General features: G+C 37.9%; 16 protein-coding genes. 12 read left to right on the top strand and 4 right to left on the bottom strand.

Annotated features, from left to right (window positions below; translation table 11 throughout):
• Positions 1–23: 23 nt before the first annotated feature.
• From DKG77_RS03810 to DKG77_RS03800, 3 genes are read right to left on the bottom strand one after another with little or no spacing between them, the layout of a single operon-like run.
• Positions 24–467: a GreA/GreB family elongation factor gene (locus DKG77_RS03810; protein ID WP_109660344.1), complete on the bottom strand. Its 444-nt coding sequence runs from the start codon at positions 465–467 to the stop codon at positions 24–26.
• Positions 468–487: 20 nt separating this feature from the next.
• Positions 488–1,840, bottom strand: a complete 1,353-nt coding sequence (locus DKG77_RS03805; RefSeq protein ID WP_109660342.1) for a sensor histidine kinase — start codon at positions 1,838–1,840, stop codon at positions 488–490.
• Positions 1,840–3,204 (bottom strand): sigma-54-dependent transcriptional regulator, encoded by a 1,365-nt coding sequence (locus tag DKG77_RS03800; RefSeq protein ID WP_109660340.1) that lies wholly within the window; start codon positions 3,202–3,204, stop codon positions 1,840–1,842. Before DKG77_RS03800 ends, DKG77_RS03805 begins: the two co-directional genes overlap by 1 nt.
• 202 nt (positions 3,205–3,406) lie before the next feature.
• On the opposite strand from DKG77_RS03800, the gene DKG77_RS03795 reads away from it, so the two are divergent.
• From DKG77_RS03795 to DKG77_RS03740, 12 genes are all read left to right on the top strand, one after another.
• Positions 3,407–4,747 carry a TolC family protein gene (locus DKG77_RS03795; RefSeq protein WP_109660337.1) on the top strand — a complete coding sequence of 447 codons (1,341 nt, stop codon included), beginning with the start codon at positions 3,407–3,409 and terminating at the stop codon, positions 4,745–4,747.
• Between the two features lie 8 nt (positions 4,748–4,755).
• Entirely contained in the window at positions 4,756–6,006 is a 1,251-nt protein-coding gene (locus tag DKG77_RS03790) for an efflux RND transporter periplasmic adaptor subunit (protein ID WP_109660336.1), read from the top strand.
• A 12-nt stretch (positions 6,007–6,018) separates the two neighbouring features.
• The gene (locus DKG77_RS03785) at positions 6,019–6,639 is read left to right on the top strand and encodes a hypothetical protein (protein WP_109660334.1); all 621 of its coding nucleotides are present in this window, start codon (positions 6,019–6,021) and stop codon (positions 6,637–6,639) included.
• A gap of 110 nt (positions 6,640–6,749) precedes the next feature.
• The gene (locus DKG77_RS03780; protein WP_109661419.1) at positions 6,750–7,445 is read left to right on the top strand and encodes an ABC transporter ATP-binding protein; all 696 of its coding nucleotides are present in this window, start codon (positions 6,750–6,752) and stop codon (positions 7,443–7,445) included.
• 43 nt (positions 7,446–7,488) lie between these two features.
• Complete coding sequence (locus tag DKG77_RS03775) at positions 7,489–9,876, top strand: ABC transporter permease (protein ID WP_165819343.1); 2,388 nt, start codon at positions 7,489–7,491, stop codon at positions 9,874–9,876.
• 21 nt (positions 9,877–9,897) lie between these two features.
• Positions 9,898–12,333: an ABC transporter permease gene (locus DKG77_RS03770; protein ID WP_109660330.1), complete on the top strand. Its 2,436-nt coding sequence runs from the start codon at positions 9,898–9,900 to the stop codon at positions 12,331–12,333.
• A gap of 22 nt (positions 12,334–12,355) precedes the next feature.
• On the top strand, positions 12,356–14,791 hold the full coding sequence (locus DKG77_RS03765) for an ABC transporter permease (protein WP_109660328.1): 2,436 nt from the start codon (positions 12,356–12,358) through the stop codon (positions 14,789–14,791).
• A 22-nt stretch (positions 14,792–14,813) separates the two neighbouring features.
• Positions 14,814–17,213 carry an ABC transporter permease gene (locus DKG77_RS03760; protein ID WP_109660326.1) on the top strand — a complete coding sequence of 800 codons (2,400 nt, stop codon included), beginning with the start codon at positions 14,814–14,816 and terminating at the stop codon, positions 17,211–17,213.
• 10 nt (positions 17,214–17,223) lie between these two features.
• A complete protein-coding gene (locus tag DKG77_RS03755; RefSeq protein WP_109660324.1) occupies positions 17,224–19,593 on the top strand; it encodes an FtsX-like permease family protein in 2,370 nt (789 codons plus the stop codon).
• Between the two features lie 19 nt (positions 19,594–19,612).
• Positions 19,613–21,979: an ABC transporter permease gene (locus DKG77_RS03750; RefSeq protein ID WP_109660322.1), complete on the top strand. Its 2,367-nt coding sequence runs from the start codon at positions 19,613–19,615 to the stop codon at positions 21,977–21,979.
• A 12-nt stretch (positions 21,980–21,991) separates the two neighbouring features.
• Positions 21,992–24,403 (top strand): FtsX-like permease family protein, encoded by a 2,412-nt coding sequence (locus tag DKG77_RS03745; protein ID WP_109660320.1) that lies wholly within the window; start codon positions 21,992–21,994, stop codon positions 24,401–24,403.
• Between the two features lie 22 nt (positions 24,404–24,425).
• Positions 24,426–25,088: an ABC transporter ATP-binding protein gene (locus DKG77_RS03740; RefSeq protein WP_109660318.1), complete on the top strand. Its 663-nt coding sequence runs from the start codon at positions 24,426–24,428 to the stop codon at positions 25,086–25,088.
• Here the strand turns inward: DKG77_RS03740 and DKG77_RS03735 are convergent.
• The gene (locus tag DKG77_RS03735) at positions 25,085–26,203 is read right to left on the bottom strand and encodes an NAD(P)/FAD-dependent oxidoreductase (RefSeq protein WP_109660316.1); all 1,119 of its coding nucleotides are present in this window, start codon (positions 26,201–26,203) and stop codon (positions 25,085–25,087) included. The genes DKG77_RS03740 and DKG77_RS03735 overlap by 4 nt on opposite strands.
• Positions 26,204–26,213: the final 10 nt, after the last annotated feature.

Here is a 26,213-nt window from a genome sequence, read left to right as displayed (position 1 = left end):
TCTGTAAAAATGAATTAAAACAACTACCTCTTTTCTAAAATTGTGTTCTCTTTTCCATTAAAAACAAACGTATCCCCTTCCTCTTTACCTAATAGCAGTTTGGCTATTGGAGAACTGGCAGAAATACAAAAAACAGGGGTGTCTTTAATGGTCACCGCTCCTGCAGAAATTGCAATAAAATAATTCGCGGCGGTAGTCTTTACAAAACTTCCCAAACTGATTTTTTTAGACTTTTTATCAATGTCCACCTTTTGCAGTATTCTTTTTATTTCTTCAAGCTCAAATAGTTGTTTTCCCAGTTTCTCTTGTTCTAGTTGTACCATTGCCCGGCCCGTTTCATGTTTGTCCCCTGCGCTGCTTTTTGTTTCGGAGTTTAACGATTCTTGCAATGAGACCCTTCTTTGATGAAGCCTTTCTGTTCTATCATTAATGTGTTGCCAACAAAACATTAAAAGTTGTTCTTTCATCTTAATAATAACGGCAATAATTACGTAAAGGCCAATCTGAAAACGGTTTCTTGATTTGGAACCGACCTAACTTTTAAACTCCCTCCATGCAATTGCATTACTTGCTTAGATAAGCTCAATCCAATACCTGTGCCCTCATTCTTAGTGGTGAAAAAAGGAACAAAAATTTCATCTATTAAATCTGACGGTATTCCTGGACCGTTATCTCTTACCTCAATATATTTTACTCCATCATTCTCGATACCTGCAACTATGTGTACTTGTCCTTTTTTGGTTTCCTTTATGGACTGAAGGGCATTTTTCCCAAGATTAATCAATACTTGGGTAATCTGTTTTTCATCAATAAAGAATTCCAAGTTCTCAGGATTGCATTCTGTTTTGAAATTAGTATATCCTTCTTCCTGTCTGGTCGACATTAAAACTTCAATTTTTCCCAATAGCTTTTTTCCGCTCACTATCGCTCTGTTGGGTTCAGGAACATTCAATAAGCTACGGTAAGATTGTACAAAATCCATTAGGTTTCCTCCTTGCTCTTTTATTACTTCCAATCCTTTTAATGTATTCTTAATTTGAGTTTCATCTAAGCTGTTAGATGGTACTACCTTACCCTCTTTCTTGAAATACTTTATTATTGAGTCCGAAATTGAGGCTATTGGGGTGATCGTATTCATAATTTCATGGGTAAGCACCCTAATAAGCCGCACCCACGATTCAGTCTCTTTTTCATCAAGCTCTTCATGAATATCTTGAACCACAACCAATATGAGTGATTTTTCATCTAACGTAATGGGTGTGGATTTAAGTGCTAATTGTATTTGTTCTCGCTCATTGGTAAGTTGGAACAGTTTTCTGTCAAATGGTTTAAATGATTTAAAAACTTGATACAGACCTTCATCAACTTGTGCAAGTTGCTTAATATGATTCAAAGGGGTATAGTTCAGCAATTTTTCTACGGTAGGGTTAGAAAAAAGTATGTGACCCTTTTCATTGAAAGTCATGATCCCTATACTTGCCTGCTTTAGAATCTCTTGATAATATTGTTCCCTTATCTGCAATTGTAAATGTACTTCTTGAATAAGACCATTTACCCTGTTCAGGCTCTGGTTGAGCTCCTTAAAGGATTTTATTGAAACTTTTTCTGGGAATCTCAGCGTAAAATCTTCATTGCGGATCGCATCAAAAAAGTAAGCAATCTTACGGTTGGTGCTATTGATAAAAGTTATTAGTGAATATACCTGAGCAACAAGAAAAATAGCAGAGAAAGCTAAGGTAAAGTACCACGGCTTAAAAATCGCAAAGGCCAAAGCCAAGGCAGTTAACGTAATTAGGAGCACTCTAAAAATGAGCTGTACATAAAAGTTTCTGCTCGCCATTATTTATTCTTTTTTTTCAACTTGTTGTAAAGGGTCTGTCTAGAAATGCCCAATTGATCTGCAGCTGCACTATAATTTCCGTCATTTTGGTCCAGCGCCCTAGAAATCATTTGCAACTCCATTTCATCCAAGGTTGCGGGCCCATTTTCCATAGATTGTGCTGGCTTTGAATGTAGCAAGAAGTCCGTTGGTTTTAAAACATTTCCTTCAGAAAGAATTACCGCCCGCTCCATAGTGTGTTGCAGCTCTCTTACGTTTCCTGGCCATGAATATTCCATCAATTTCTCTTGGGCCATGCTATTTGTTCGTAACCCGGGCTTGTCATATTTATTTGCAAATCTTTTCAGAAAAAAGTCTGCTAAAATCATGATATCATCTCCTCTTTCCCGTAGAGGGGGAACTTCAATTTGAATGGTGTTTATTCTGTACAATAGATCTTCTCTAAAAAGACCATCGGCGACCATCTGTTCTAAGTTGCAATTGGTGGCGCAAACCAATCGTATATCCACATTAATCGATTTGTTGGAACCTACCCTTACCACCGATTTGTTTTGAATGGACGATAATAATTTAGCTTGCATTTGAAGGGATAGATTACCCATTTCATCTAAGAACAATGTACCTTGGTGAGCTGCTTCAAATTTTCCAGATCGATCTTCCTTGGCATCTGTAAAAGAACCTTTGGTGTGCCCAAAAAGTTCGCTTTCAAATAGGTTTTCAGCAATAGACCCCATATCTACACCGATAAAAACCTCATCCTTTCTGGAAGATAGCCGATGCAGTTCACGCGCAATCAATTCCTTTCCAGTTCCATTCTCCCCAGTTATCAAAACATTTACATCTGTTTTGGCCACTTTTCTAACCAAGTTGAGAACCGAGGTCAACGCTTTAGAATTTCCAATGATGAAATTTTTATCTGCATTGATCACTTGCTTTAAGTTGCTTTCCTTCTTTTTTAGCTTGTGTATCTCTTCCTTGGACTTTCTGAGTTCGTGTGCAGATTTCACTGTTGTCAATAACCGCTCATTGTTCCATGGCTTCAAGACAAAATCAGAGGCTCCTTGCTTTAACGCCTTTACTGCTAAATCTACTGCGCCATACGCAGTCATCATAATTACTGATGTGTTAGGTGATTTCTTCTTGATTTCATTTAGCCAGTACAATCCCTCATTACCCGTATTCACCCCTGCAGAAAAATTCATGTCCAGAAGAACAATATCAATCTGCTCCATATTAGGAAAAGAAGAAATCTGATTTGGATTAAAAAGCGTTTGAACACTTTTATACTCAAATTGCAATAAAATCTCCAAAGCACTTAGCACGCTTTTATTATCATCAATCACTAAAATCTTAGCATCAATCATTTGGGCTGTTCTTCATATTCGATTTAAAACTACGAATTGAGATTGTAAATTTTTGGACCGTGTAAAATAATTGGACATTTTTTGTATAAAAATTTTACACTATAAAATCCTTCTACTTCAATAAACAAATGCAATTATTTGATAATCAATTTATTAACTATTTGGCACGAGAATAGCAAATAGTTTGGCACAGTAATGAATTATGACAATTAAAACATACATCACAATTTTAGTTTTCTTAGCATCCTTAACAGGGTTTGGTCAAAAGATTTGGACTTTGGATGAATGTGTTTCTTATGCAATAGAGCATAACCTTCAAGTAAAAAACACAACCCATAATAAAGATGCCGGAAAAGAAACCTATAGACAATCTGTAAGAGACCTATTACCAAATGTAACCGGTTTTTCCAACTATATATATAACTCTGGTCTAATAGAAGATCCACAGACAGGAGTTCTGGTAAACAATGAGTTTTATAGTAACCGCTATAGCCTAAATGCGAATGTTGATCTCTTTCAAGGATTTCAGAAGTTGAATACTATAAAGGCCACCAAATTTATATACAAAGCCACCCAAGAAGACGTGTTGCAAGAAAAGTTCCTTTTGGCTTTTAGGGTGATGAGCGCTTTTTATGATATAAAATTCAACGAAGGCTTAGTGACCAATTCCTTAGAACAACTGGAGATTTCACAATCTAATTATGACCTAGTTAAAAAACAAGTGGAATTAGGGGTTATGGCCAAAGCTGATTTGTACGAAGCCGAATCTAATCTTTTGGGCGATAAGCTTTTAGTTACACAGAATGAAAATTTGTTGGCCCTGGCAAAGCTTACCCTACTTCAGGAAATGAATCTAAATGAAGAAAATAATATACAACTACAGACCACACTTGACCCAGTATCCACTGCCTTGAATGATGAGGTCTCTATAGATTCGATTTATGAAGTCGCCAGAAGTTTTGTTCCCCTGGTAAAATCACAAGAGTTTAGGGTCTATGCTGCGAAAAAACAACTGCAAGCTACGCGAGGAAGTCTGTATCCTTCAATTTCTTTGGTTGCCGGTCTATCAACAAGGTTTTCTGAAACAAATCTTGATGACAATGATGATATCATTCCATTTTCGGATCAAATCAGTGATAACTTTGCTCGTTTTGCCGGAGCACAAATCAATATTCCCATTAGCATGGGCTGGTCCAATCACTCAAGGGTGAAACAACAAAAAATAGCCTATCAGCAAGCTAAAACCAATCTTGATATTCAAGAACAAGAACTATTTCAACTTTTACAACAATTGGTGCAGACCAATCAAGCTTTAATGGTAGAATATGAGCAAAGCAACAAAAGAGTTCAAGCTCAAGAATTAGCATTCAGTATAGCACAAAAAAGATATGAAAAGGGTCTTATCAACGCCATAGATCTTTTTCAGGCAAAAAATTTATATGGCGTAACTCAAAATGAAAATTTACAGGTAGGACTGCGATTAAAAGTGAACAAAAGCACCATAGATTTCTATAATGGCCTACCTATTTTTAATCTTAATTAACCAAACGAATGGATATACAACTCGAAAAAAGAAAAGGATTAAGACCAAAACATTATGGATACATTGCCTTAGGTGTCTTGGTCCTATTTACAGGGTGGAAATTGCTTTTTGCAAATTCTGTATCCACTTTTCGGACAGATAAAGAACGCCTTTCAATAGCACAAGTAACCCAAGGTAAGTTTGATGATTACATTACCATAAACGGTTCTGTAGCCCCAATCGCAACTATTTATATGGATGCATATGAAGGAGGCCGGGTATCTGAAAAGCTTATAGAAGAAGGTACAATGGTGAAAAAAGGGGATATCATTTTAAAACTGGAGAACATGATGCTATATGAGCAAATCTTGGCGAGCGAAAGCAACCTGGCGCTTAAGCAAAATGATTTACGGTCCACTAAATTGACCTTTGATTCTAGACAAGTAGAAGGAAAAAGATCTTTGGCCACCGCTGAATATGATTTGCAACGCCTTAAAAGAAATTATGAGCAAAATGAGGCACTTTACAAAGACGAACTGGTTTCTAAGGAAGTGTATTTAACAGCAAAGGAAAACTATGAACTGTCTAAAAAACAATATGATATCATCAAAATTCAAACTGAACAAGATGATCAATTAAGAAGAACCTCACTTACTGGTTTGGACACAGATCTACAGCGCATGCAAAAGACCTTGTCCATGGTATATGAGCGTTTGGACCATTTAAACGTTAGGGCCCCGGCAGATGGTCAATTAGGGTTTTTAGATGCTGAAATAGGACAAAGCATAGCCCAAGGTGAACGTATTGGCCAAATTAATGTGCTCACGGATTTTAAAATTGAAGCCGAAATAGACGAACACTACATAGATCGTATAAAGAGAGATCTTTCAGCCACCTTAGAAAGAAATGGAAAAGAATACGGTCTGCGGTTACGCAAGGTATATCCAGAAGTTAGGAATGGAAGGTTTAAAGTGGATTTGGTTTTTACAGATGATAAACCAGAAACCATAAGAGCAGGTCAGAGCTATAATATAAAGTTACAGCTTGGTGCTTCTAATGATGCATTACTGCTCCCAAAAGGAGGGTTTTTTCAAAGTACAGGAGGGCAGTGGGTTTTTGTAGTGGGCGCAAATGAAAACGAAGCGGTAAAACGAAATATTCGAATTGGAAAACAAAACTCAAGATATTACGAAGTGCTAGAAGGGTTAGAAGCTGGCGAACAAGTAATTACCAGCAACTACGACAGCTTTGGAACTGCTGAAAGAATAGTTTTAAAATAAATACATCAAAAAATGAACAAGTTATTAATGATTTACGGATGCTTACTCATAGGTAGTACCGCCGTAGCAGAAGAACAACAAAGTACGACAATGGTCACTGAGGCTAAAATTGTCGGCACGTTTGAGAACAGTCCCGCAGTGTTAAACATCAGTGCTGATATAATCAGAGAAATTTCAAAAGTTTCTCATCAGCCAATCGTAAACACCGCTACACTGAATTTAGATGAAATTGAATTTGTAGAAGAAGATTCAGAAATTGATTTGGGTTTTGACACCTCCGCTTATCTTCCTGAAGGTTTCAATCCTTATGAAATCTATTTCGATTTTGATTCCATCATTTATTTTGAGGATGAAGACAATTTGCAAATAGGGTTTAATACATCATCCAATTTACCTGAAGGGTTTGATTCTTATACTGACATTGTTGGGGTTGACTCTATTAACTACATAGAAGATGATGTTGTGGAATTGGGTTTTAACACCGCAAACTATCTGCCTAAAGGCTTCTCTCCTTATGAAGTTTATTTCGATCTAGATTCTATTGAATACATAGAAGATGAGCAAGAGGAAATGGACCTTGGTTTTAGGGCCATTTGTCTAACCCTTTATAAAAAGGGAATCAATGCAGATTAAATTGATGAAAAAAAATAAGGCGTAGTTACAGATACACTGAAACAAAGCAATACAAAACTGGTCTTTAAAGAACCTTGGCCAAAAAGTTTAAAAAACAATACCTATTAAAAATGATACAAATACAGAATCTAAAAAAAAGTTTCAAAACAGAAGAAGTAGAAACATTAGCATTGAATGGCGTAAACCTTAAAGTGGCAGAAGGGGAGTTCGTTGCAATCATGGGGCCTTCAGGTTGTGGAAAATCAACCTTGTTAAACATCATTGGTATGTTGGACAATCCTACTGAAGGAAGTTATCAATTTGCTGGACATGAAGTTGGGGGATTACGGGAAAGCCAGCGAACTCAATTACGAAAAGGAAATTTGGGCTTTGTCTTCCAAAGCTTTAACCTAATTGATGAGTTGACTGTTTATGAAAACGTGGAACTCCCATTGATTTATTTAAAAATGAACAAATCTGAACGCAAAGAGAATGTAAAAAGAGTCTTGGAACGCATGAAAATTGCGCATCGCGAAAAACATTTTCCACAACAACTTTCTGGTGGTCAACAACAGCGGGTAGCAATATCAAGAGCCGTAGTAACAAATCCTAAATTGATTCTTGCAGATGAACCTACGGGAAACTTGGATTCTAAGAACGGAATTGAAGTGATGAACCTCCTTACAGAATTAAATCAAGAGGGAACAACAATTGTTATGGTTACCCATTCCGATAGAGACTCCCATTACGCTCATAGGGTCATCAACTTGTTCGATGGACAAATTGTTACAGAAAGTCAAAACAAACCTATGGGAGCCATGGTATAAGAACAACTCGAGGAGTTTATTCAACAATCAAAAAACAATCATCATGCTTAAGAACTATATAAGAATTGCCTGGAGGAACCTTCAAAAAAGAAAAGTCTTTACGGCCATTAATATTTTGGGCCTTGCCATTGGTTTTGGTAGCGGCATCTTAATTTATTTGTTCTTAAGCTATCATCTTTCTTTTGATACTTTCCATGCCAACTCTGATCGTATTTATAGAATGGCCACGGAGGAGCATAGAGATTTAATAGAGTTTGAACCCAGTGTTCCACCTGCTTTTGCCAAGACCTTTAGGGAGGACTATGAGTATGCAGATAAGGTAGCTAAAATCTCAAGCCAAGATGGCCTTATAATAGATGTTGAGAAGAATGGAGTAACCGATAAGTTTAAACAAGATGTAGCTTTTGTGGAGGAAGATTTCTTCAAGATTTTCAACTACCCTCTGGTCAATGGCAGCAATAACATCTCTCTTTCAGCACCAAATACGGCTGTACTTACGGAAGCGGTCTCGCTAAAAATGTTCGGAAAAACAGATGTTGTAGGAGAAACTTTTGTTTTACAAAATGAAAAGACAATAGAAATTACCGGTGTTCTAAAAAACATTCCCAAAACCACCTTTTTAGATCGGGAGGTTTTTGTCTCTTTTGAAAACCTAAATGATTTTTTTGAGTTTGCAGCTTCGGAAAGTTGGGGAGGGATAACCAGTAATCTGCAGACTTACGCTCTTTTAAATCCAGGCCAAAATATTTCATCTATTGAAAACGTTTTGCTCGAACTCCCTGAAAAACATAGACCAAAGCAAAAGAACAAACACATTTATAAACTACAACCGCTATCGGATATTCATTTCAATCCCCTTTATGGCGGTTTGGATCCTGTTCTTTTATGGGTGTTTGCAATCATTGGCTTGTTTTTAATTACAATAGCTTGTATCAACTTCATCAATATTTCAACCGCGCAGGCTTTTTATCGGTCCAAGGAAATTGGGGTTCGTAAGGTCCTGGGGAGTTTTAAACAACATTTATTTTGGCAGTTCTTATCCGAAACTTTTGTGATCAGCCTGTTTGCAATCATATTGGGTGTTGCTCTTGCTTTGGCTTTTCTTCCCTCGTTCAATAATCTTTTTGAACTACAATTATCCTGGAGGGATCTTTTAAATTATAGATTCTTCGGATTTTTAACCTTGATCCTAACCTTGGTTGCATTCTTATCTGGAAGTTACCCAGGAATATTAATGGCTCGCATTGTTCCCGTACTCGCACTTAAAGGGAAACTAAGCCATAGCGACACAGGAGGCACTACTACCAGAAAGGTGTTGGTAATTGCACAGTTTGCAATATCCATCACCCTTATTGCTGCCACCTTGATTATCTCAAGACAGATTGATTACGCTGTAAATACCGATTTAGGGTTTGATAAGGAATCCATTGTCATGGTAGAAATACCTACAGATATAGAACGCATTAAGCTTAATAGTTTAAAAGAGAGATTAAGCCAAATTACTGGAGTACAAAATGTTTCCGCATGTTTAAGTAGCCCTGGCGCAGCTGAAAATAATTGGGGAACAGGAGTAAAGTATCATAACAGACCTGAAGTTGAAGAGTTTAGTATAGAGGCAAAAATAGGAGATGTAAACTATTTAAAAACTTTTAACATCCCTCTTGTGGCGGGCAGAAACTTCTTTGAAAGTGATTCCCTCATTACAGAGCTGCTTGTAAATGAAAGGCTTGGCGAAAAATTAGGCCTAGCTACCTCGGAAGAACTAATTGGAAAAAAAATAGAGGTTAACGGTGGAAGAATGACCGGAACCATAGTCGGTGTGGTACAAAATTTTCACGATTCCAATTTTACGGAGCAGATTAATCCTGTTTTTATTACCGCAAACAACAATTGGTATGGAGAGATTGCCCTTAAAATAAATCACCAAAATACAGCCTCCACTTTAGATCAAATTGGAGAAACATGGTCAGACGCTTTTGCTGGATATATTTTTGAATATCGCTTTTTGGATGAAAGGGTTGCTAAACAATATGAAACAGAACAACGGTATTTATCACTTTCCAAAGTGTTTTCTGGCCTAGCAATATTAATTGGTTGTTTGGGACTATATGGCCTCATCCTATTTTTTGTGGGACAACGCACTAAGGAAATCGGAATAAGAAAAGTGTTGGGGAGCAACGTTGTCAATATTTTGACCCTGTTCACGGTAGATTTTTTCAAACTTATTCTTATCGCTGGTGTACTTGCAACACCAATTGCATGGTACTTAATGGAGCAATGGCTTCAAGGTTACGCTTACAGAACTGAAATACATTGGTGGGTTTTTGTCTTCGCCATAATTTCCATAATGGCAATTACGCTGATTACCATTAGTTACCAAACACTAAAAGTGGCAGTTGCAAGTCCTGTAAAAAGCTTGAGAACAGAATAATAAATCAAAAAACGAAACATCATGCTAAAGAACTATATAAAAGTCGCGTGGAGAAGTCTCTTAAAAAACAAGGGGTTCACTTTAATCAACATCATTGGTCTTAGTTTTGGTGTAGCCGCCTGTATCCTAATTTCAATTTACATCATCCATGAGAGTAGTTATGACAAACATGTAGCAAATTCCAACAACATTTATCGAATGACCAATGCCATTATCCAGGATGGTAATGTAAGGGGTGGCATTCATTTTTCAGCCATTATGGCAAGTACTGTGCTAAATGATTTTGCTGAAGTTGAAAATGCGGGAAGAATAATGGATAACGGATTGTTTTATGGAGCGGGCAGTAATGAAATTCGATTGGAAGGGAGCCCCACGCAATATCATGAGGATGGCTTTGCTTATGCGGATCAGTCCATTATGGACATTATGGATATCCAAATGGTCTATGGAAATGCGCCAACTTCCCTTAGCGAACCAGGTACTATTGTGATTTCCAATAGCATTTCTGAAAAGTACTTTGGAGAAAGTAATCCGGTGGGAAAATCAATATATCTAAATGGAAACAATGACCAACCATTTCGAATCAATGGGGTTATGGAAGACTTCGCCAGCAACTCCCACTTAGATTACGATTTTATGCTAACCCTGTCCGGTGTTGAATTTGGGGAAGGGGAACAAACAAGATGGACACAAAACAACTATTTTACCTACATCACCCTGAAGAGTGGAACGAATATCCCGCAGGTTCAAAAGAAAATCTCAAATCATATCATCAAAGATTACCTAATGCCCGCGTTTGAAGCAGGTGGGTTTGCCATGGCAGGAAATCTCGAAGATCGACTTTCCATTGGATTACAGTCTTTGACCGATATAAATCTATATTCAAATGACATTGATTTTGAGGCCAGCTCAAGAAACGACATTAAGATTATATGGATTTTTGGTATAGTGGCCTTGTTTATTTTGGTCATTGCCAGCATCAATTTTGTAAATCTTTCAACTGCTAAATCCGCGAATAGAGCCAAAGAGGTAGGGGTTAGAAAAGTAGTAGGGGCGCCCAAACGTTATCTCGTTGGTCAATTTTTGACTGAGTCTGTTTTACTTTCTTTCATTTCCTTTGTTATAGGCTTGGCAATAGCTTGGTTAATGATGCCGCTTTTTGGCCGCATCTCTGGAAAAGCATTGAGTTTGCCGTTTGCTAGCCCCCTGTTTGTTCCTCTTCTTTTTACTTCCGCATTGACGGTAGGTTTGCTTGCAGGTTTGTACCCCTCTTTTTATTTATCAAGATTTCGTCCAGTAGCTGTACTTAAGGGCAAGCTTAGCACTGGCAGTAAATCCAATGCATTACGAAGTGGCCTTGTTGTATTTCAATTTACCATTTCAATTATTTTAATCATTGGAACCCTTATTGTAAATCAGCAGATGGATTTTATTCTCAACTCTAAACTAGGTTTTGAAAAAGAAGAAGTAATTCAGCTCTACGGAACCAATATTATGGGTGATAAGGTAGATACTTTTAAGGATGAGCTTAAAAAAATAAACGGGGTCACCAATGCAAGTATAAGTGACTATTTGCCTCTTGAAGGAACAAAAAGAAATGGCAATAGCTTTGTAAATGAAGGTAGAGATAATGTGGACGAAACCGTTCCCGGACAGGCTTGGGTAGTGGATGAAGATTATCTGGAAACCTTGGGGATTAAATTGGTGGAAGGAAGAAATTTCTCCATAGATAAGATTAGTGATGATGAATCTATTGTAATCAATCAGACCATGGCCAAAAAACTTAACCTTGATAATCCCATTGGTAAAAAAATATCCAGGTATGGTAGGCTTTACGAAGTAATTGGTGTTGTTGAAGATTTCAATTTTAATTCTTTAAAGCAAGAAGTGCAACCGCTATGTTTTTTTAGAGGCATTAGCCCTTCCATAATTTCTTTAAAAGTAGGTACAGGAGACATCGCTTCCCTCTTGAAAGAGGTGGAAAGAAAATGGAATGAATTTTCCCCCAATATGGCATTTCGGTACGCTTTTATGAACGACTCTTTTACTAAAATGTATGCCAATGTAACCCGGATAAGAACCATTTTTCTTTCTTTCTCAATTTTAGCAATTCTTGTTGCATGCTTAGGGTTATTTGCACTATCAGCATTTATGGTAGAGCAGCGCAAAAAGGAAATCAGCATTCGTATGGTTTTAGGAGCTTCTTTCAAAAATATATATAGTCTGTTGAGCATTAACTTTTTGAGACTTGTTGGTGTTTCAATTATTATGGCCATACCTGTTGGATGGTATGTGATGAGCCGATGGTTGGAGGATTTCGCATACAAAACAGGATTGGATTGGACCACTTTTATTATGGCAGGGCTAATTGCATTGAGTATAGCTATGCTCACTATAAGCTATCAGTCCATAAGTGCAGCGTTAATTCAACCATTAAAAAGTCTAAGGACAGAATAAAATACACTAAAAACGAAAGATCATGTTTAAAAATCATATCAAAATTGCTTGGAGAAATCTTAAAAAACAGCCGTTTTTTACATTTCTGAACATCTTTGGCCTTGCTATAGGTATGGCTGGCGGACTTCTAATCTCATTATATATCTACGATGAATTGAGTTTTGACAAAATGTTCGCAGATGCAGATCGCATACATAGAATCAATGTAGATATAAAGTTTGGTGGTGAAGCACGTGAATTTGCTGTAACTCCAGCACCACTGGCAGAAGCAGTTGACAATGACTTTACAGAAGTTGAATTGACCACACGATTTAGGACAAGGGGTAGTGCTTTAATCAGAAAAACAGACACCGAAGTGAATGTAAAAGAGCTGCAAACCACCTATGTAGACTCTACGTTTTTCAAAATGTTTGGGGTATCACTTTTAACCGGAGATGTAAATACAGCTCTCAAATTGCCTCAAACTTTGGTCCTGACCAAAACCGCCGCAGAAAAACATTTTGGAGTTAATGAAGCTTTAGGCCAAGTACTTTTATTGAACAATCAGGAAACGTACACGGTAACAGGAGTAATTGATGATTTCCCAAACAATTCATTTCTAAGAGATCATACCGTTTTTATGGCAATGGCTGGTTACGATGATTCCCGCATAGTGAATTGGGGCAGTAATAATTACCAAACCTTTGCGAAACTTATCCCTTATGCCAATGTTGATAATATACAAGAACCTTTGCGTGGTTTTTTGGGTAAATATGTGGTTCCTGGAGTACAACAATTTATGCCGGGTATTACAGAGGAGCAGTTCAAAGCAGCAGGAAATCACTTAATCTATAGCACAATACCATTAACTGATATCCATCTAAAATCTGATCGCGTAGCAGAAATAAGTGCAAACAATGATATTAAAAGCATATACATTCTCTCTTTCATAGCTATATTTCTAATTGTTCTGGCCTGTGTCAATTTTATGAACCTTTCTACTGCACATTCTCTAAAAAGGGCTAAGGAAGTAGGCGTTCGTAAAACATTGGGCTCCAGGAAAGGGGAGCTTATCCGTCAGTTTTTGATAGAATCGGGATTGGTTTCTTTTGGTGCACTTCTGTTGGCCATTCTAATAGCTATAATTGCACTGCCCTTTTTCAATAATTTGGCAGATAAGGCTATTTCCATACCGTATGCAAATCCAATTTTTTGGCTAATTCTATTAGCATCAGGTGTTGTTTTGGGGTTTTTCTCAGGTAGCTACCCTGCGTTCTTTATGTCAAAGTTTATGCCGGTAAAAGTGCTCAAAGGATCAAGTGGCAATAATCTTGGTGGTGGGAAAATTCGAAATGGGCTGGTCATATTTCAATTTGCAATTTCCGTTTTTCTAATTGTTAGCACTTTGGTTGTTTATCAGCAATTAAAATATATTCAGAATAAAGATTTAGGTTTTTCAAAAGATCAAGTGCTCATCATCAATGATGTGTTTGCCATAGGCAATCAAGTGACCTCATTTAAAGAAGAGGTACAGAGCTTGGGCATTGTTAAGAACGCCACCTTAAGCAGCTTTTTTCCAACTCCTTCGAGTAGGTCAGACAGCACTTTTACTCCTGAAGAGGGTGCTTCAGACCAGGAGAATGCTCTGAGCATGCAACGCTGGGGTGTTGACTACGATTATGTTCAAACGATGGGTTTTAAAATAATTGCTGGGAGAAATTTTGACAGACAATATAAAAATGATTCCACCAGTATCATTATCAATGAATCCGCATTGACTGTTATTGGAGTTCCACCTAACGAAGCTATTGGCAAGCGCTATACTCCTGATATGGGTTCTGAAAACCCAAAATACTATACCATCATTGGAGTGGTTAAGGATTTTCATTTTTCTCCTTTTAGGGAGGAAATAGAATCTTTGAGTCTCCACTTGGGTGATTGGGCATATTCACTCGCTGTAAAACTGGAGGCAGGTAATTTTTCCAATGCCATTAAAAGCATTGAGAGCATTTGGAACAAGGCGGCCCCTGGGCAACCTTTCGATTATTATTTTATGGAAGACTCCTTCGATAAGACCTATAGATCAGAACAGCGTCTAAGCCATATTTTTTTCATTTTCACCACCCTTTCCATATTAATCGCATGCCTTGGATTATTTGGTTTAGCCGCTTTTAATGCTGAAAAAAGAACCAAAGAAATTGGGGTTAGGAAAGTATTGGGGGCCAGCGTTGGCCAAATTACCTATAAGCTAACCATAGATTTTCTAAAATTGGTAGGGGTTTCCATTCTTATTTCTCTCCCCCTTGGGTGGTTTGCCATGGATAAGTGGTTGGAGGACTTTTCCTATAGGATTCAAATGGGCTGGTGGGTATTTATACTTGCAGCATTTTTAGCAGCCTTGATTTCCATTTTAACCGTAAGCTATCAAAGCATAAAAGCAGCCGTAGTAAATCCTGTTAAAAGCCTCAAAACAGAATAATCACATCAAAAAACAAACTGTAATGTTAAAGAATTATTTAAAAATAGCCTGGAGGAACTTAACAAAGAACAAGGCCTACACGCTTATTAACGTTGGTGGTCTAGCCTTGGGGATGGCCGTTACGCTAATCATTGGTCTTTGGATACAGGATGAGCTGACCCATGATAAAAACTTTGCCAATAAGGCTAAATTTGCCCAAGTTTTCCAATCACAAACATTTAATAACAACACTGGAACTGGGCCTGCTATTCCTTTACCGTTAGCGCCTGCATTAAGAAATGGGTTTAATGATAATTTTAAGTATCTAATCATGTCCTCTTGGACCAATGACTCCTACCTAAAATATGAAGAAACCTACCTTTCCAGACCTGGCAATTACATGCAACGTGAAGCACCCGAGTTATTGGGCCTTGAGGTTTTGAAAGGAGAAAAAGACGGGCTTCGTGAAGTGAATTCCATAATGCTGTCAGAATCTACGGCTGATGCTCTATTTGGCGATATAAATCCTATTGGAAAAACAGTGCGAATCAGTAATGAGCATGACATGATGGTTAGTGCCGTTTATAAAGATATGCCCTACAACAGCTCGTTTCGGGATTTAAAATATATAATGCCTTGGACACATTATGTGAACACCAATGAATGGATTGAAAACTCATTGGACAATTGGGGCAATAATTCTTTCCAACTCTTTGTGCAAATTGCTGAAAACACCACAATGGAAAGTGTGACCAACGCTATATTGAACATTAAAAAAGATGCCAATGAAGATACTGCCGAATTTAATCCAAGAATCTTTCTGTTGCCCATGGATGACTGGTACTTGCGCAATAATTTTGAAAATGGAAAACAAGTCGGCGGTCGCATAAAATACGTCTGGCTCTTTGGTATTATTGGCGCTTTTGTACTATTGTTGGCATGCATAAACTTTATGAACCTAAGTACTGCGCGATCAGAGAAAAGAGCTAAAGAGGTCGGTATTAGAAAATCCATAGGCTCTCAAAGAAGACAGTTGATAAATCAATTTTTAAGTGAGTCATTTTTAGTGGTGCTGTTCGCCTATCTAATGGCAATATCAATTGTATTACTATGTTTAAACGGATTTAATGAACTAGCAAGAAAAGAAATTGAATTTCCTTGGAGCAATCCCGGTTTCTGGTTGGTTTCATTGCTTTTCATTGCATTTACTGCTTTATTGGCGGGTAGTTATCCTGCGCTCTACCTGTCTTCCTTCAAGCCGGTAGATGTTTTAAAAGGCACTTTCAAAGCAGGTAAATATGCAGGACTTCCAAGAAAGATTTTGGTAGTACTACAATTTACGGTTTCCGTTGCATTTATTATAGGAACCGTAATTGTTATGCAACAAATCAACCATGCTAAAAATAGGCCCATTGGTTATGATAAAGAAGGCTTGATTCAAGTACCTACGTTCAGCCAGGATTTTGAGGGGAAAACCGATTTGATGCGCGAGCAGTTTATCAACTCTGGAGCAGCGGTTGAAATGGCAACCTCTAGCAGTCCAACAACTCGAATTTGGTCAAATAGAAGTGGCTTTACATGGGAGGGAAAGCCCGAAGGTTTTCAGGAGGATTTGGCATGGACAGAGGTCTCCCCAGAATATGCAAAAACCCTCAACTTAAAAATTGTTCAGGGAAGAGATTTCTCTCGCGATATGGCAACTGATTCCCTTGGGGTTCTCATTAATGAAACCGCCGTTAAATATTTGGGTCTTGAAAACCCTATTGGACAATTATTAAGAGATAGTGATGAAGAAGACCCTAATCCGCCATTAAAAATTATTGGCGTGGTTGAAGATATGATCGCTCAATCTCCTTATGAACCTGTAAAGCAAGGATTGTATGTTTATGACAGGCATTTTAATTTTAGTTATTACAACTTAAGGTTGAACCCAAACCAAAGTGCAAATCAGAACCTTGCCGTTATTGAACGAGTTTTTAAAGAAAACTTTCCGGCAATACCATTTGAGTATGATTTTGTGGATGAAGAGTATGCTGAAAAATTCGCTGCAGAGCAACGTATCGGAACATTATCGGGCATATTTACTGCGCTGGCCATCCTGATCAGCTGTCTTGGTTTATTTGGTTTAACCTCTTTTGTTGCAGAACAGCGCACCAAAGAAATAGGGGTTAGAAAAGTATTGGGTGCATCCGTTTTCAATGTATGGAACATGCTTTCAAAGGACTTTTTAAAGTTGGTGACTGTTTCCTGTTTTATTGCCGTTCCCATAGCCTATTACATTATGAATGGCTGGTTACAAGAATACCCATATCGCGTGATCCTAAAGTGGTGGATTTTTGCCTTGGCCATGTTGGGGGCAATGGGAGTTACGATTTTGACCGTGAGTTTTCAGGCCATCAAAGCTGCCCGGTCCAATCCAATAAAAAGCTTAAGAACAGAATAAAAAAACAGCCATGATTAAAAATCATATTAAAATTGCGTGGAGAAACCTCATAAAAAACAAGTCCTACTTCTTCATAAACATTTTTGGTCTATCATTGGCATTGACCGTATCTTTTCTCATGCTGCTTTGGGTGCATGATGAACAAAGCATGGATAGGTTTCATGAGAATGATGATAGGCTTTACTTGGTTAAAAGGACCGTGCCCTTGGAACATGGTGTTTTAGACGTGTATGATAATTCTTCCTATCCATTGCTTAGAACTGCTACTGAACAATTACCAGAGATAGAAAAATACCTTACCATAGGCCACACTTTTGAAGACAATCTGAAAGTGGACAATAATGATTTTAGGGCTGCCGGAACTTTTGCCAATGCAGATTTGTTTTACGGATTTTCCTTTCCTGTAATTCAAGGTGATATTACACAACTGGATAAAAAACCTGAAGCCATTGCAATTTCAGAAAGTCTGGCCAACCGTATTTGGGGGCAAAATTGGAAAAGTATTGCCATGGGGAAAAGTATTGAAATTATGGATAATGGAGATTTTACAGTGGAAGCTGTTTACAAAGACTTCCCCAGTAGTTCTTCCATCCAAAATGATTTTTATTACAGTTTTCAAAAATTTCTAAATGACCGAGAGTGGGTCAATGAATGGGGAAGTAACGGTATGCAAGGGGTGTTTTTATTGAAAGAGGGGGCAGATTCGCAATTGGTTTCCTCAAAATTGAACACACTCTTTCAAAACAACATTAAAGGGGAAAACAAAGAAGGGTGTTTTCTCCAAAAGTTCTCAGACAGTTACCTCTATGGCAAGTTCAACGAACAAGCACAAGTTAGTGGAGGACGTATTGAATATGTTCGCATATTTACAATAGCAGCCTTTTTTCTTTTGATAGTTTCTTGTATCAATTTTGTGAACCTATCCACGGTTTATGCTACCAAACGTTCTGGAGAAATAGGGGTAAGAAAAGTGGTTGGCGCAAGGAAAAATGCCCTCATTTTACAATTTCTTTCTGAAACCTCCATAATCACATCAATTGCATTTGTTATTGCATTTGTTTTAGCGATGCTTTTACTGCCAAGTGTTAGCAGTTTTGTAGATAAAACGCTCCAGGTGGATTTTACCAAACCTATCTTTTGGGTTAGCATTTTGAGTGTTTTTATTTGTACTACTCTTTTTTCAGGAGCTTATCCGGCAATGGTAATTTCCTCTTTTAAGCCGGTTGAGGCCCTTAAAGGAAAGAGCCGAGAAAAAAAGAGTGCAACTTCTTTTAGGAAAGGTTTGGTGGTTCTTCAATTTGGATTGACCATACTACTGATCGTGGCTGCCATAATTGTCAAGTTGCAAGTGAACTACATTAATGGCAAAGACTTAGGGATAGCCAAAGATCACATTGTTTCAATTCATCAAGATGAAAATCTTACAGAAAAATACAATGCTTTGCGAAACGAACTCATTGCATCCAACGGTATTGAAGATGTTACCCTTGTGGGCCCTTCCCCCTTGGATGTTCGTTCATCAACAAGTGGTGTTGTGTGGCCAGGAAAGGCCGTAGAGCAAGAAAACATAGAGTTTTCATTGTTATGGACAGCTCATAATTTTCCAGAAGTATTTGATGTTTCTATGGCCGAAGGGTCTTATTACCGCGAAGGAAGTAAAGACACCATGAACATTGTTGTCAATCAAAAAGCCATTGACCTTATGGGGATTCAGAACCCCATTGGAAAGACCATCCAACTCTGGGGAAAACAAAGAAACATTATTGGCGTACTCAAAGATTTTCACAACAGATCTCTTTATGAGGCCATACAGCCCTCTGTTTTCCTTTTGGATCCCAATGATGCGGGAATGATGTTTGTAAAGTTAGAGGCAAAAAAAACCAAGGAGGCCTTAGCATCTTTACAAAAAGCCTTTAATACCGTATTGCCAGATGTTCCCCTGCATTATGATTTTTTGGACCAATCATATGCGGCAAAATATAAGAGCGAAGTTTTAACAGGTGACCTAACCTATTACTTTGCCTTTATCTCAATCCTTATATCGTGTCTAGGCCTATTTGGTCTGGCAACATTTATGGCCAAACAACGAACAAAAGAGATTGGAATTAGAAAAGTGTTGGGAGCCAGCGTAAAAAGTATCACCGCTCTTATTTCAAAGGATTTTCTAAAACTAGTTTCACTTGCCATATTAATTGCCTCACCTCTTGCATATTATTTTATGGATAGTTGGTTAGAGGACTTTGCATATAAGATTACCATTACATGGTGGGTTTTTGCCTTTGCAGGCATTTTAACTGTGGCAATAGCATTATCAACAATTGGATTTCAAGCCATTAAAGCTGCCCTGGCGGATCCTGCAAAAAGTTTACGAACGGAATGAATCATTAAAAAATAAAATCATGTTAAGAAATCATATCAGGACTGCATGGAGAAACTTTGTAAAAAACAAATGGTATTCCCTTTTAAACATAGGGGGGCTTACCATTGGCATGGCTTGTAGTATTCTCATTTTATTATGGGTGCAGAATGAGTCCAGTTATGATACCTTTCATTCCAATGTGGACAACATATATAGGCTTACAGCTGAAGCAAATGAAAATTTCAAAGCTGCGGTAAGTCCCGCAGGTATGGTCGAGGAGTTGCCCAATCAAATACCAGAAATAAAATCTAGTCTTCGTTTAAGCGCACCCTTTGAGGCCTTAGTAGAAATAGATGATCAAAAATTTAAAGAAGGGCCTGTTTTTTACGCGGACCCCAATTTTTTGGATGTGTTTACCTTTCCCTTGATTGAAGGAGAATCCAAAACCGCTCTTGACAGCCCTGATGGTATTTTAATAACAGAAGTTACGGCAAAGAAATATTTTGGTGCGGAAAGTGCTTTGGGCAAAACCATTAAGATTGATAATGGGGACACCTTTACGGTAAAGGGCGTATTAGCGGATGTCCCGTCCAATTCCCATTTACAGTTCAATATTATAATACCAATGACCTATCATGCCAAAAATGACAGTGATTTGGTAAATAAGGTTTGGAACAGCTTTAATTTTTATGGTTATTTCCAGTTTGAGGAAAGCGCCATATCCACCCCAGAAAAGTTTTCCAAAATGGTGGCCAAAATCAATCAAATCTACGCAGAACGGGCACCCGAGTATGAGATTATTTTTAATTTACAGCCTTTAAAAGATATTCATCTACATTCAGATTTGCAGATAGATTTACCCGGCCATGGGAATATTCAATATGTAAACATCTTCTTCCTTGTTGCTTTTATTATTTTGATAGTTGCATGTATCAATTATATGAACCTGGCAACAGCGCGATCCTCTAGAAGGGCAAAAGAAGTAGGTTTGCGCAAAGTAATTGGAGCTGGACGTAGGCAACTTATTCTTCAGTTTTTGGGTGAATCTCTAATAATTTCTTTCTTATCCTTGGTCCTTGCCATAGGTCTTGTGTACTTGTTTTTACCAGCATTTAACCACCTTTCTCAAAAAGAACTTGTATTTAGCCTTACAGATCCGTTGCTTTGGTCGACTCTACTCTTCATTGCTCTTATAACAGGTCTCATTTCTGGAAGTTATCCCGCTTTGTTTCTTTCTGGATTTAAGCCAATCAAAGTTTTAAAGGGAAGATTGAAGCTCTCAAAATACAATCTTCTGTTCCGAAATGGTCTAGTGGTTTCCCAGTTCGTGGTTTCAGTATTGTTGTTGATTGGCACAACGGTTATTTACAAACAATTGACATTCATTAAAAACAAAAATTTAGGGTACGACAAATCCAATTTAGTATACGTTCCAATGGAAGGTGAAATGTGGGGAAAACAAGATGCATTAAAAGCCGCATTGGCCGAAAATCCCTTGACAAACAATTTTTCCATTATATCCGATCTACCTGCCAATCTTGTTACTGGCGATTTTGATATTCATTGGGAGGGCAAAGATCCCAATGAACAAATACTTTTTCCAAGTATTAGAGCGGATGAAAACTTCTTGGATGTTTTTCAAATGACCCTTCTAAATGGCAGAGGATTTTCAAAAACCTCATCTGAAAACAATGACTACATAATCAACGAAACTGCAGTCAAAGTAATGGGGGGCAATCTGGAAAACATCTTAGGCAAAACTCTCACTTTTAAAGAAAGAAAGGGAACCATAATTGGAGTCGTTAAGGATTTTAATTATAAACAACTGCAATATGCCATAGAACCCTTGGTAATTCGACATGGTGGTTTCGGCAACCTTGCTGTTGTAAGAACAAGCCCTAAGAGCACGGAGAGCACCATTGCAGCTCTTGAAAATATCTACCATACATTAAACCCTGCCTACCCTATGGTTTACAATTTTGTGGATGCTAATTTGGATTCCCAATATAAAGGAGAACAGCAAATGGGGTCAATCTTTAAGGTATTTGCTATACTCGCCATTTTTATTTCTTGTTTAGGGCTTTATGGGCTTTCTGCCTTTATGACGGAACAACGTTTCAAAGAAATTGGGGTAAGAAAGGTTTTGGGTGCAAGTGCTCTAAGGTTGGTAAATATGCTTTCAAAGGATTTTTTAAAACTTGTTTTTGTGGCTTTTGTTCTGGCCATTCCCATAGCCTGGTATGTAATGAGCAAGTGGTTGGAAGAATATGCGTTTCACATTGAGCTTCAATGGTGGGTATTTGTGCTTGCAGGATTTACTGTGTTGATTGTCGCATTATCAACGGTAAGTTATCAAAGCTTGAAAGCTTCTTTGGCCAATCCAATTAAAAGCCTCCGAACAGAATAAAAAATAGAATCTATGTATAAACTCTTCTTGAAAATAGCTTGGAGGAACCTTCTTAAAAACAAGGTGTTTACGCTTGCAAACGTAATTGGCTTGACCCTTGCATTTGCCGTGGCCATTCTTTTGTCAATGACCGCCTTGTTTGAGTTGTCCTATGATCAGTTTCACACCAACAAAGATTCTATTTACCAACTGGCACTTTCCAATCAAACACCCAAGGGTACCAGAACGAGTACCGCAAGTCCCGTTCCCTTGGCTCCTTCCTTAAAAAATGAAGTTCCAGGGATAAAACAGATTACAAGAGCTGTTAGTGAAGATGCTCTGGTAACCTACCAAGAGAAAGAATTGGTTTTGGATGCACATTATGTAGACCCCGACTTTTTTGCAATGTTCAGCTATCCCATTGTATTGGGGAATGGAAACCATCCATTTTCGGACAAGAGGTCCGTTGCCATCACTGAACGAACATCACAACTGTTATTTGGAGATACTAATGCTATTGGAAAAACAATCTACTTACTGCTAGGGAAAGAGGATCGCCCCTTTACCATTTCTTCAATTCTTAAAGACCTTCCAACAAATAGTAGTGTAGATTTTCAGATTGCCATTCCTTTTGAAAACCATTCCGATTATGCCGAGAATTTAGATGTATGGGATTCCAACTTTCATGAAGTCTATGTTGAATTGGACAAGGGTGTATCCGCTGATCAGTTTGAAAAAAACACCTGGGAGTTCACCAACATGCATTACAGCGAAAACATTGAAAATCTAGTTAGGGATGGGGCGCAGCCAGATGCCAATAACCAATACAAACAGTTTCATCTTCTTCCTTATACAGATGTGCATTTTGTTTCATATGCCAGCGGTAGTATACAGGTGCAACGCACTTTTCCCTATCTAATATTGGGCATCTCCTTTTTGATCATCTTTATTGCATGTGCCAATTTTATTAACATGAACATTGCCCTTAGTGAAAAACGACTTAAGGAAATTGGGATGCGAAAAACATTGGGAGCCATAAAAGGACAGTTATTCTTTCAATTTTGGACAGAAAGCCTTTTGATATTTGTGACTGCCTTGTTCCTAGGTTTAGTACTGGGAAATTTACTTATCGACCCCTTCAAGATACTTTTTAACACTGAGGCTACCTTGGCCAACCTAACCAAACCTTCCATTCTTCTTGGTTTTTTTGTGGCCATGTTCCTAATTATCTTTATTGCAGGAGGTTATCCCGCTTTGTTGTTGAGTAAAATGAACACCCTTCGTGCATTGAAAGGGAAATGGGAAATGGGAAAGAACGGTATTAGGAATGTCCTCATCGTTGTTCAATTTGTCATTGCCATTATTTTGATAAGTGGCACTTTGGTGCTACAAGGGCAGCTTCAGTTTATGCGCGACAAAGACCTTGGATATAACAAAGAACAGGTAATTTCAATCCCCCTAAACGGAAAAAAAGACAGTTATAGAGTAATAAATCTGCTACGTGAAGAACTCCAAAACAATCCCAATATTTTGGAAGTTACGGGAGCAGATAACAATCTGGGAAGAGGAAGAGATGGCAGTCTATCTACCAGTAAATGGGGTTTTGACCATAAACAACGAGGGGTAACCACAAATATACTTACCGTGGACCACGATTACCTTAAAACGCTGGATATTGAACTGCTCTCTGGAAGAACCTTTAGTCCTGAATTTAAAGCGGACAGTCTTAGCCTCGTAATTAACCAAGCCATGGTAAAGGAACTGAATGAAACCGATCCAATTTCTGTCAAAATTATGATGGATGATTCAATCGCATATACTGTTATAGGAGTTATAAAGGATTTCAACTTTCAAAAAATCACCAAAGAAATTGAGCCACTTACCCTATTTATGAACCGCGATTGGGACCTATATTATGCTTATGTAAAAGTTGCTCCGGGTACATTATCCAAGTCTTTTGAGTTTCTAAAAACTGCTTGGGAGAAAATTGAGCCCAATGCCGAGTTTCAAGGTTCCTTTCTAGATGAAAATATTGATCGCACATACAGGCGTGAAAAAATGATGACCACAATAATAACCAGTGGTTCAATACTGGGTATTGTTTTAAGTTGTATTGGTCTCTTTGCTATTTCGCTACTGGTAGTTGCGCAACGAACAAAGGAAATAGGAGTTCGCAAAGTTATTGGGGCAAGTGTTTCCTCCATTACATTATTACTGACGAAAGATTTTTTAAAACTGGTAGGAGTAGCTTTTGTCATAGCCACTCCCATAGCATGGTATGCATTGAACCAGTGGTTACAGGGATATGCTTTTCATATTTCGCTCAGTGTTTGGTTTTTTATAGGCGCCGGGCTATTGGCCACAGTAATTGCCTTTATTACAGTAGGAGGAAAAACCTTAAAAGCTGCCTCGGTGAATCCTGTAGATAGTTTAAGAACAGAATAAGTTCAATTTATAAAACATAATTATGCTTTTACAACTTAACAATATTTTTAAATGGGTCAACTCTGGTGGCCAACGTATCTTTTTATTAAAGGACATCAACCTAAATGTGGAAGAAGGTGAGTTTATTTCTATTATGGGGCCATCTGGCTCTGGTAAGTCTACCTTATTGAACGTTATTGGCATGTTAGACGCCTTTGATGAAGGAGAATATAATTTTTTAGATGAGTCTGTTCACACACTTAAAGAAAAGCACAGGGCTAATTTGTACAAAGAATATATTGGTTTTGTCTTTCAATCTTATCATCTATTGGATGAATTAACCGTAAAAGAGAATTTAGAGATGCCGTTGCTTTATAAAAAATTTAAAGGCTCTGAGCGTAAAGCTATGGTTGCCGATATGTTGGATCGCTTTAATATTGTGGGAAAGAAAGACTTATTTCCAGCTCAGTTGAGTGGTGGACAACAGCAATTGGTGGGTATTGCAAGAGCATTGATTTCCAGTCCAAAACTGATTCTGGCCGATGAACCCACTGGGAATTTGAACTCCAAGCAAGGAGAGGAAATCATGGAATTGTTTAAGCAATTAAACAATGAAGGGGTGACCATTATCCAAGTGACCCACTCTGAGAAAAATGCCGAATACGGGTCTCGTGTTATCAACCTTTTAGATGGAAGAATGATCTAATTAGAAAGATTGGCCAGTTCTTTTCCGACCAAACTACCTAGGGCAATTCCCATTCCCCCCAAGCGAACTCCACAATAAACATTGTTGGATACCTGTTTAACAATAGGCGTTTTTTGTGGCCCCACTCCCATTATTCCGCTCCAGCTATAATCAATTTCAATTTTTTGGTTTGGAAATATAACCGTATTGAGGAGTCTTTCAAGTTCATCTTGAACAAGTGCCGTTTTTCCAAAAGAAGATGTTTTTTCTGCTTCAAAATCCATGTTGCGACCTCCGCCAAAAAGAATACGGTCATCCACATTTCTGAAATAATAATACCCTTCATCAAAATGAAAGGTTCCTTTGATCTTAAGTTTACTGATCGGTTTTGTAATTAAAACTTGAGCTCTGGCGGGGTGTACTGTCTCGCTTTTTAACAATTCCGAAGCAAAGCCGTTGGTGGCAATATATGTTTTCTTAGCATTGAAAGAAAATTCTTTTGTCTGCACTTCAACAGTGTTTCCAGAATCTTGAAGCTTCTTGACAACAACACCATTCAAAATTTGTATTCCTGTCTTTAAGCATTTTTCAACCAAAGTGGACATCAGTTTCCCCGTGTCCAATTGTCCTTCAAATCCTTGGGTAATATAAGTGTCTTGAATGTTTTCAAATCCAAAAACATTCTTGGTTTTCAGAAAAGGGGCAGCCCCAAAAATGGGTTTCAACAGCTTATTTAAAGCATCCATACCTTCTAAGCACCTTTCAAACAATACAGTATCTTTTTTTAGGAAAAGTTCATGTCCTCCATGCTGTTCTAATCCAATTGCCTTGTCTCCTAGAAGGGTTCGTAAAACCTGTATCCCTTCCCATCGTTTCTTGACCAAGTCGACAACATTTTCCTCTGAATGTGTGTTTAGATCGGACAACAGTTCTGAAATACTTCCAAAACAGGCAAATCCAGCATTTTTGGTGCTGGCCCCTTGAGGTAAAGGGCCTTTTTCCAATACTAAAACTTTACTTTTAGGATACTTTTCTTTTAAATGTAATGCGCAGTTAAGACCAACGATACCGCTTCCAATAACTGCAAAATCTACATTGGACAACCATGTTTTATATTCCCAATAGCTTAATTCCATCAAATAAAAA

It is taken from the genome of Flagellimonas aquimarina (assembly GCF_003149745.1).
Taxonomy (GTDB): Bacteria; Bacteroidota; Bacteroidia; order Flavobacteriales; family Flavobacteriaceae; genus Flagellimonas; species Flagellimonas aquimarina.
This window is presented reverse-complemented; position numbering and strand designations above follow the sequence as displayed.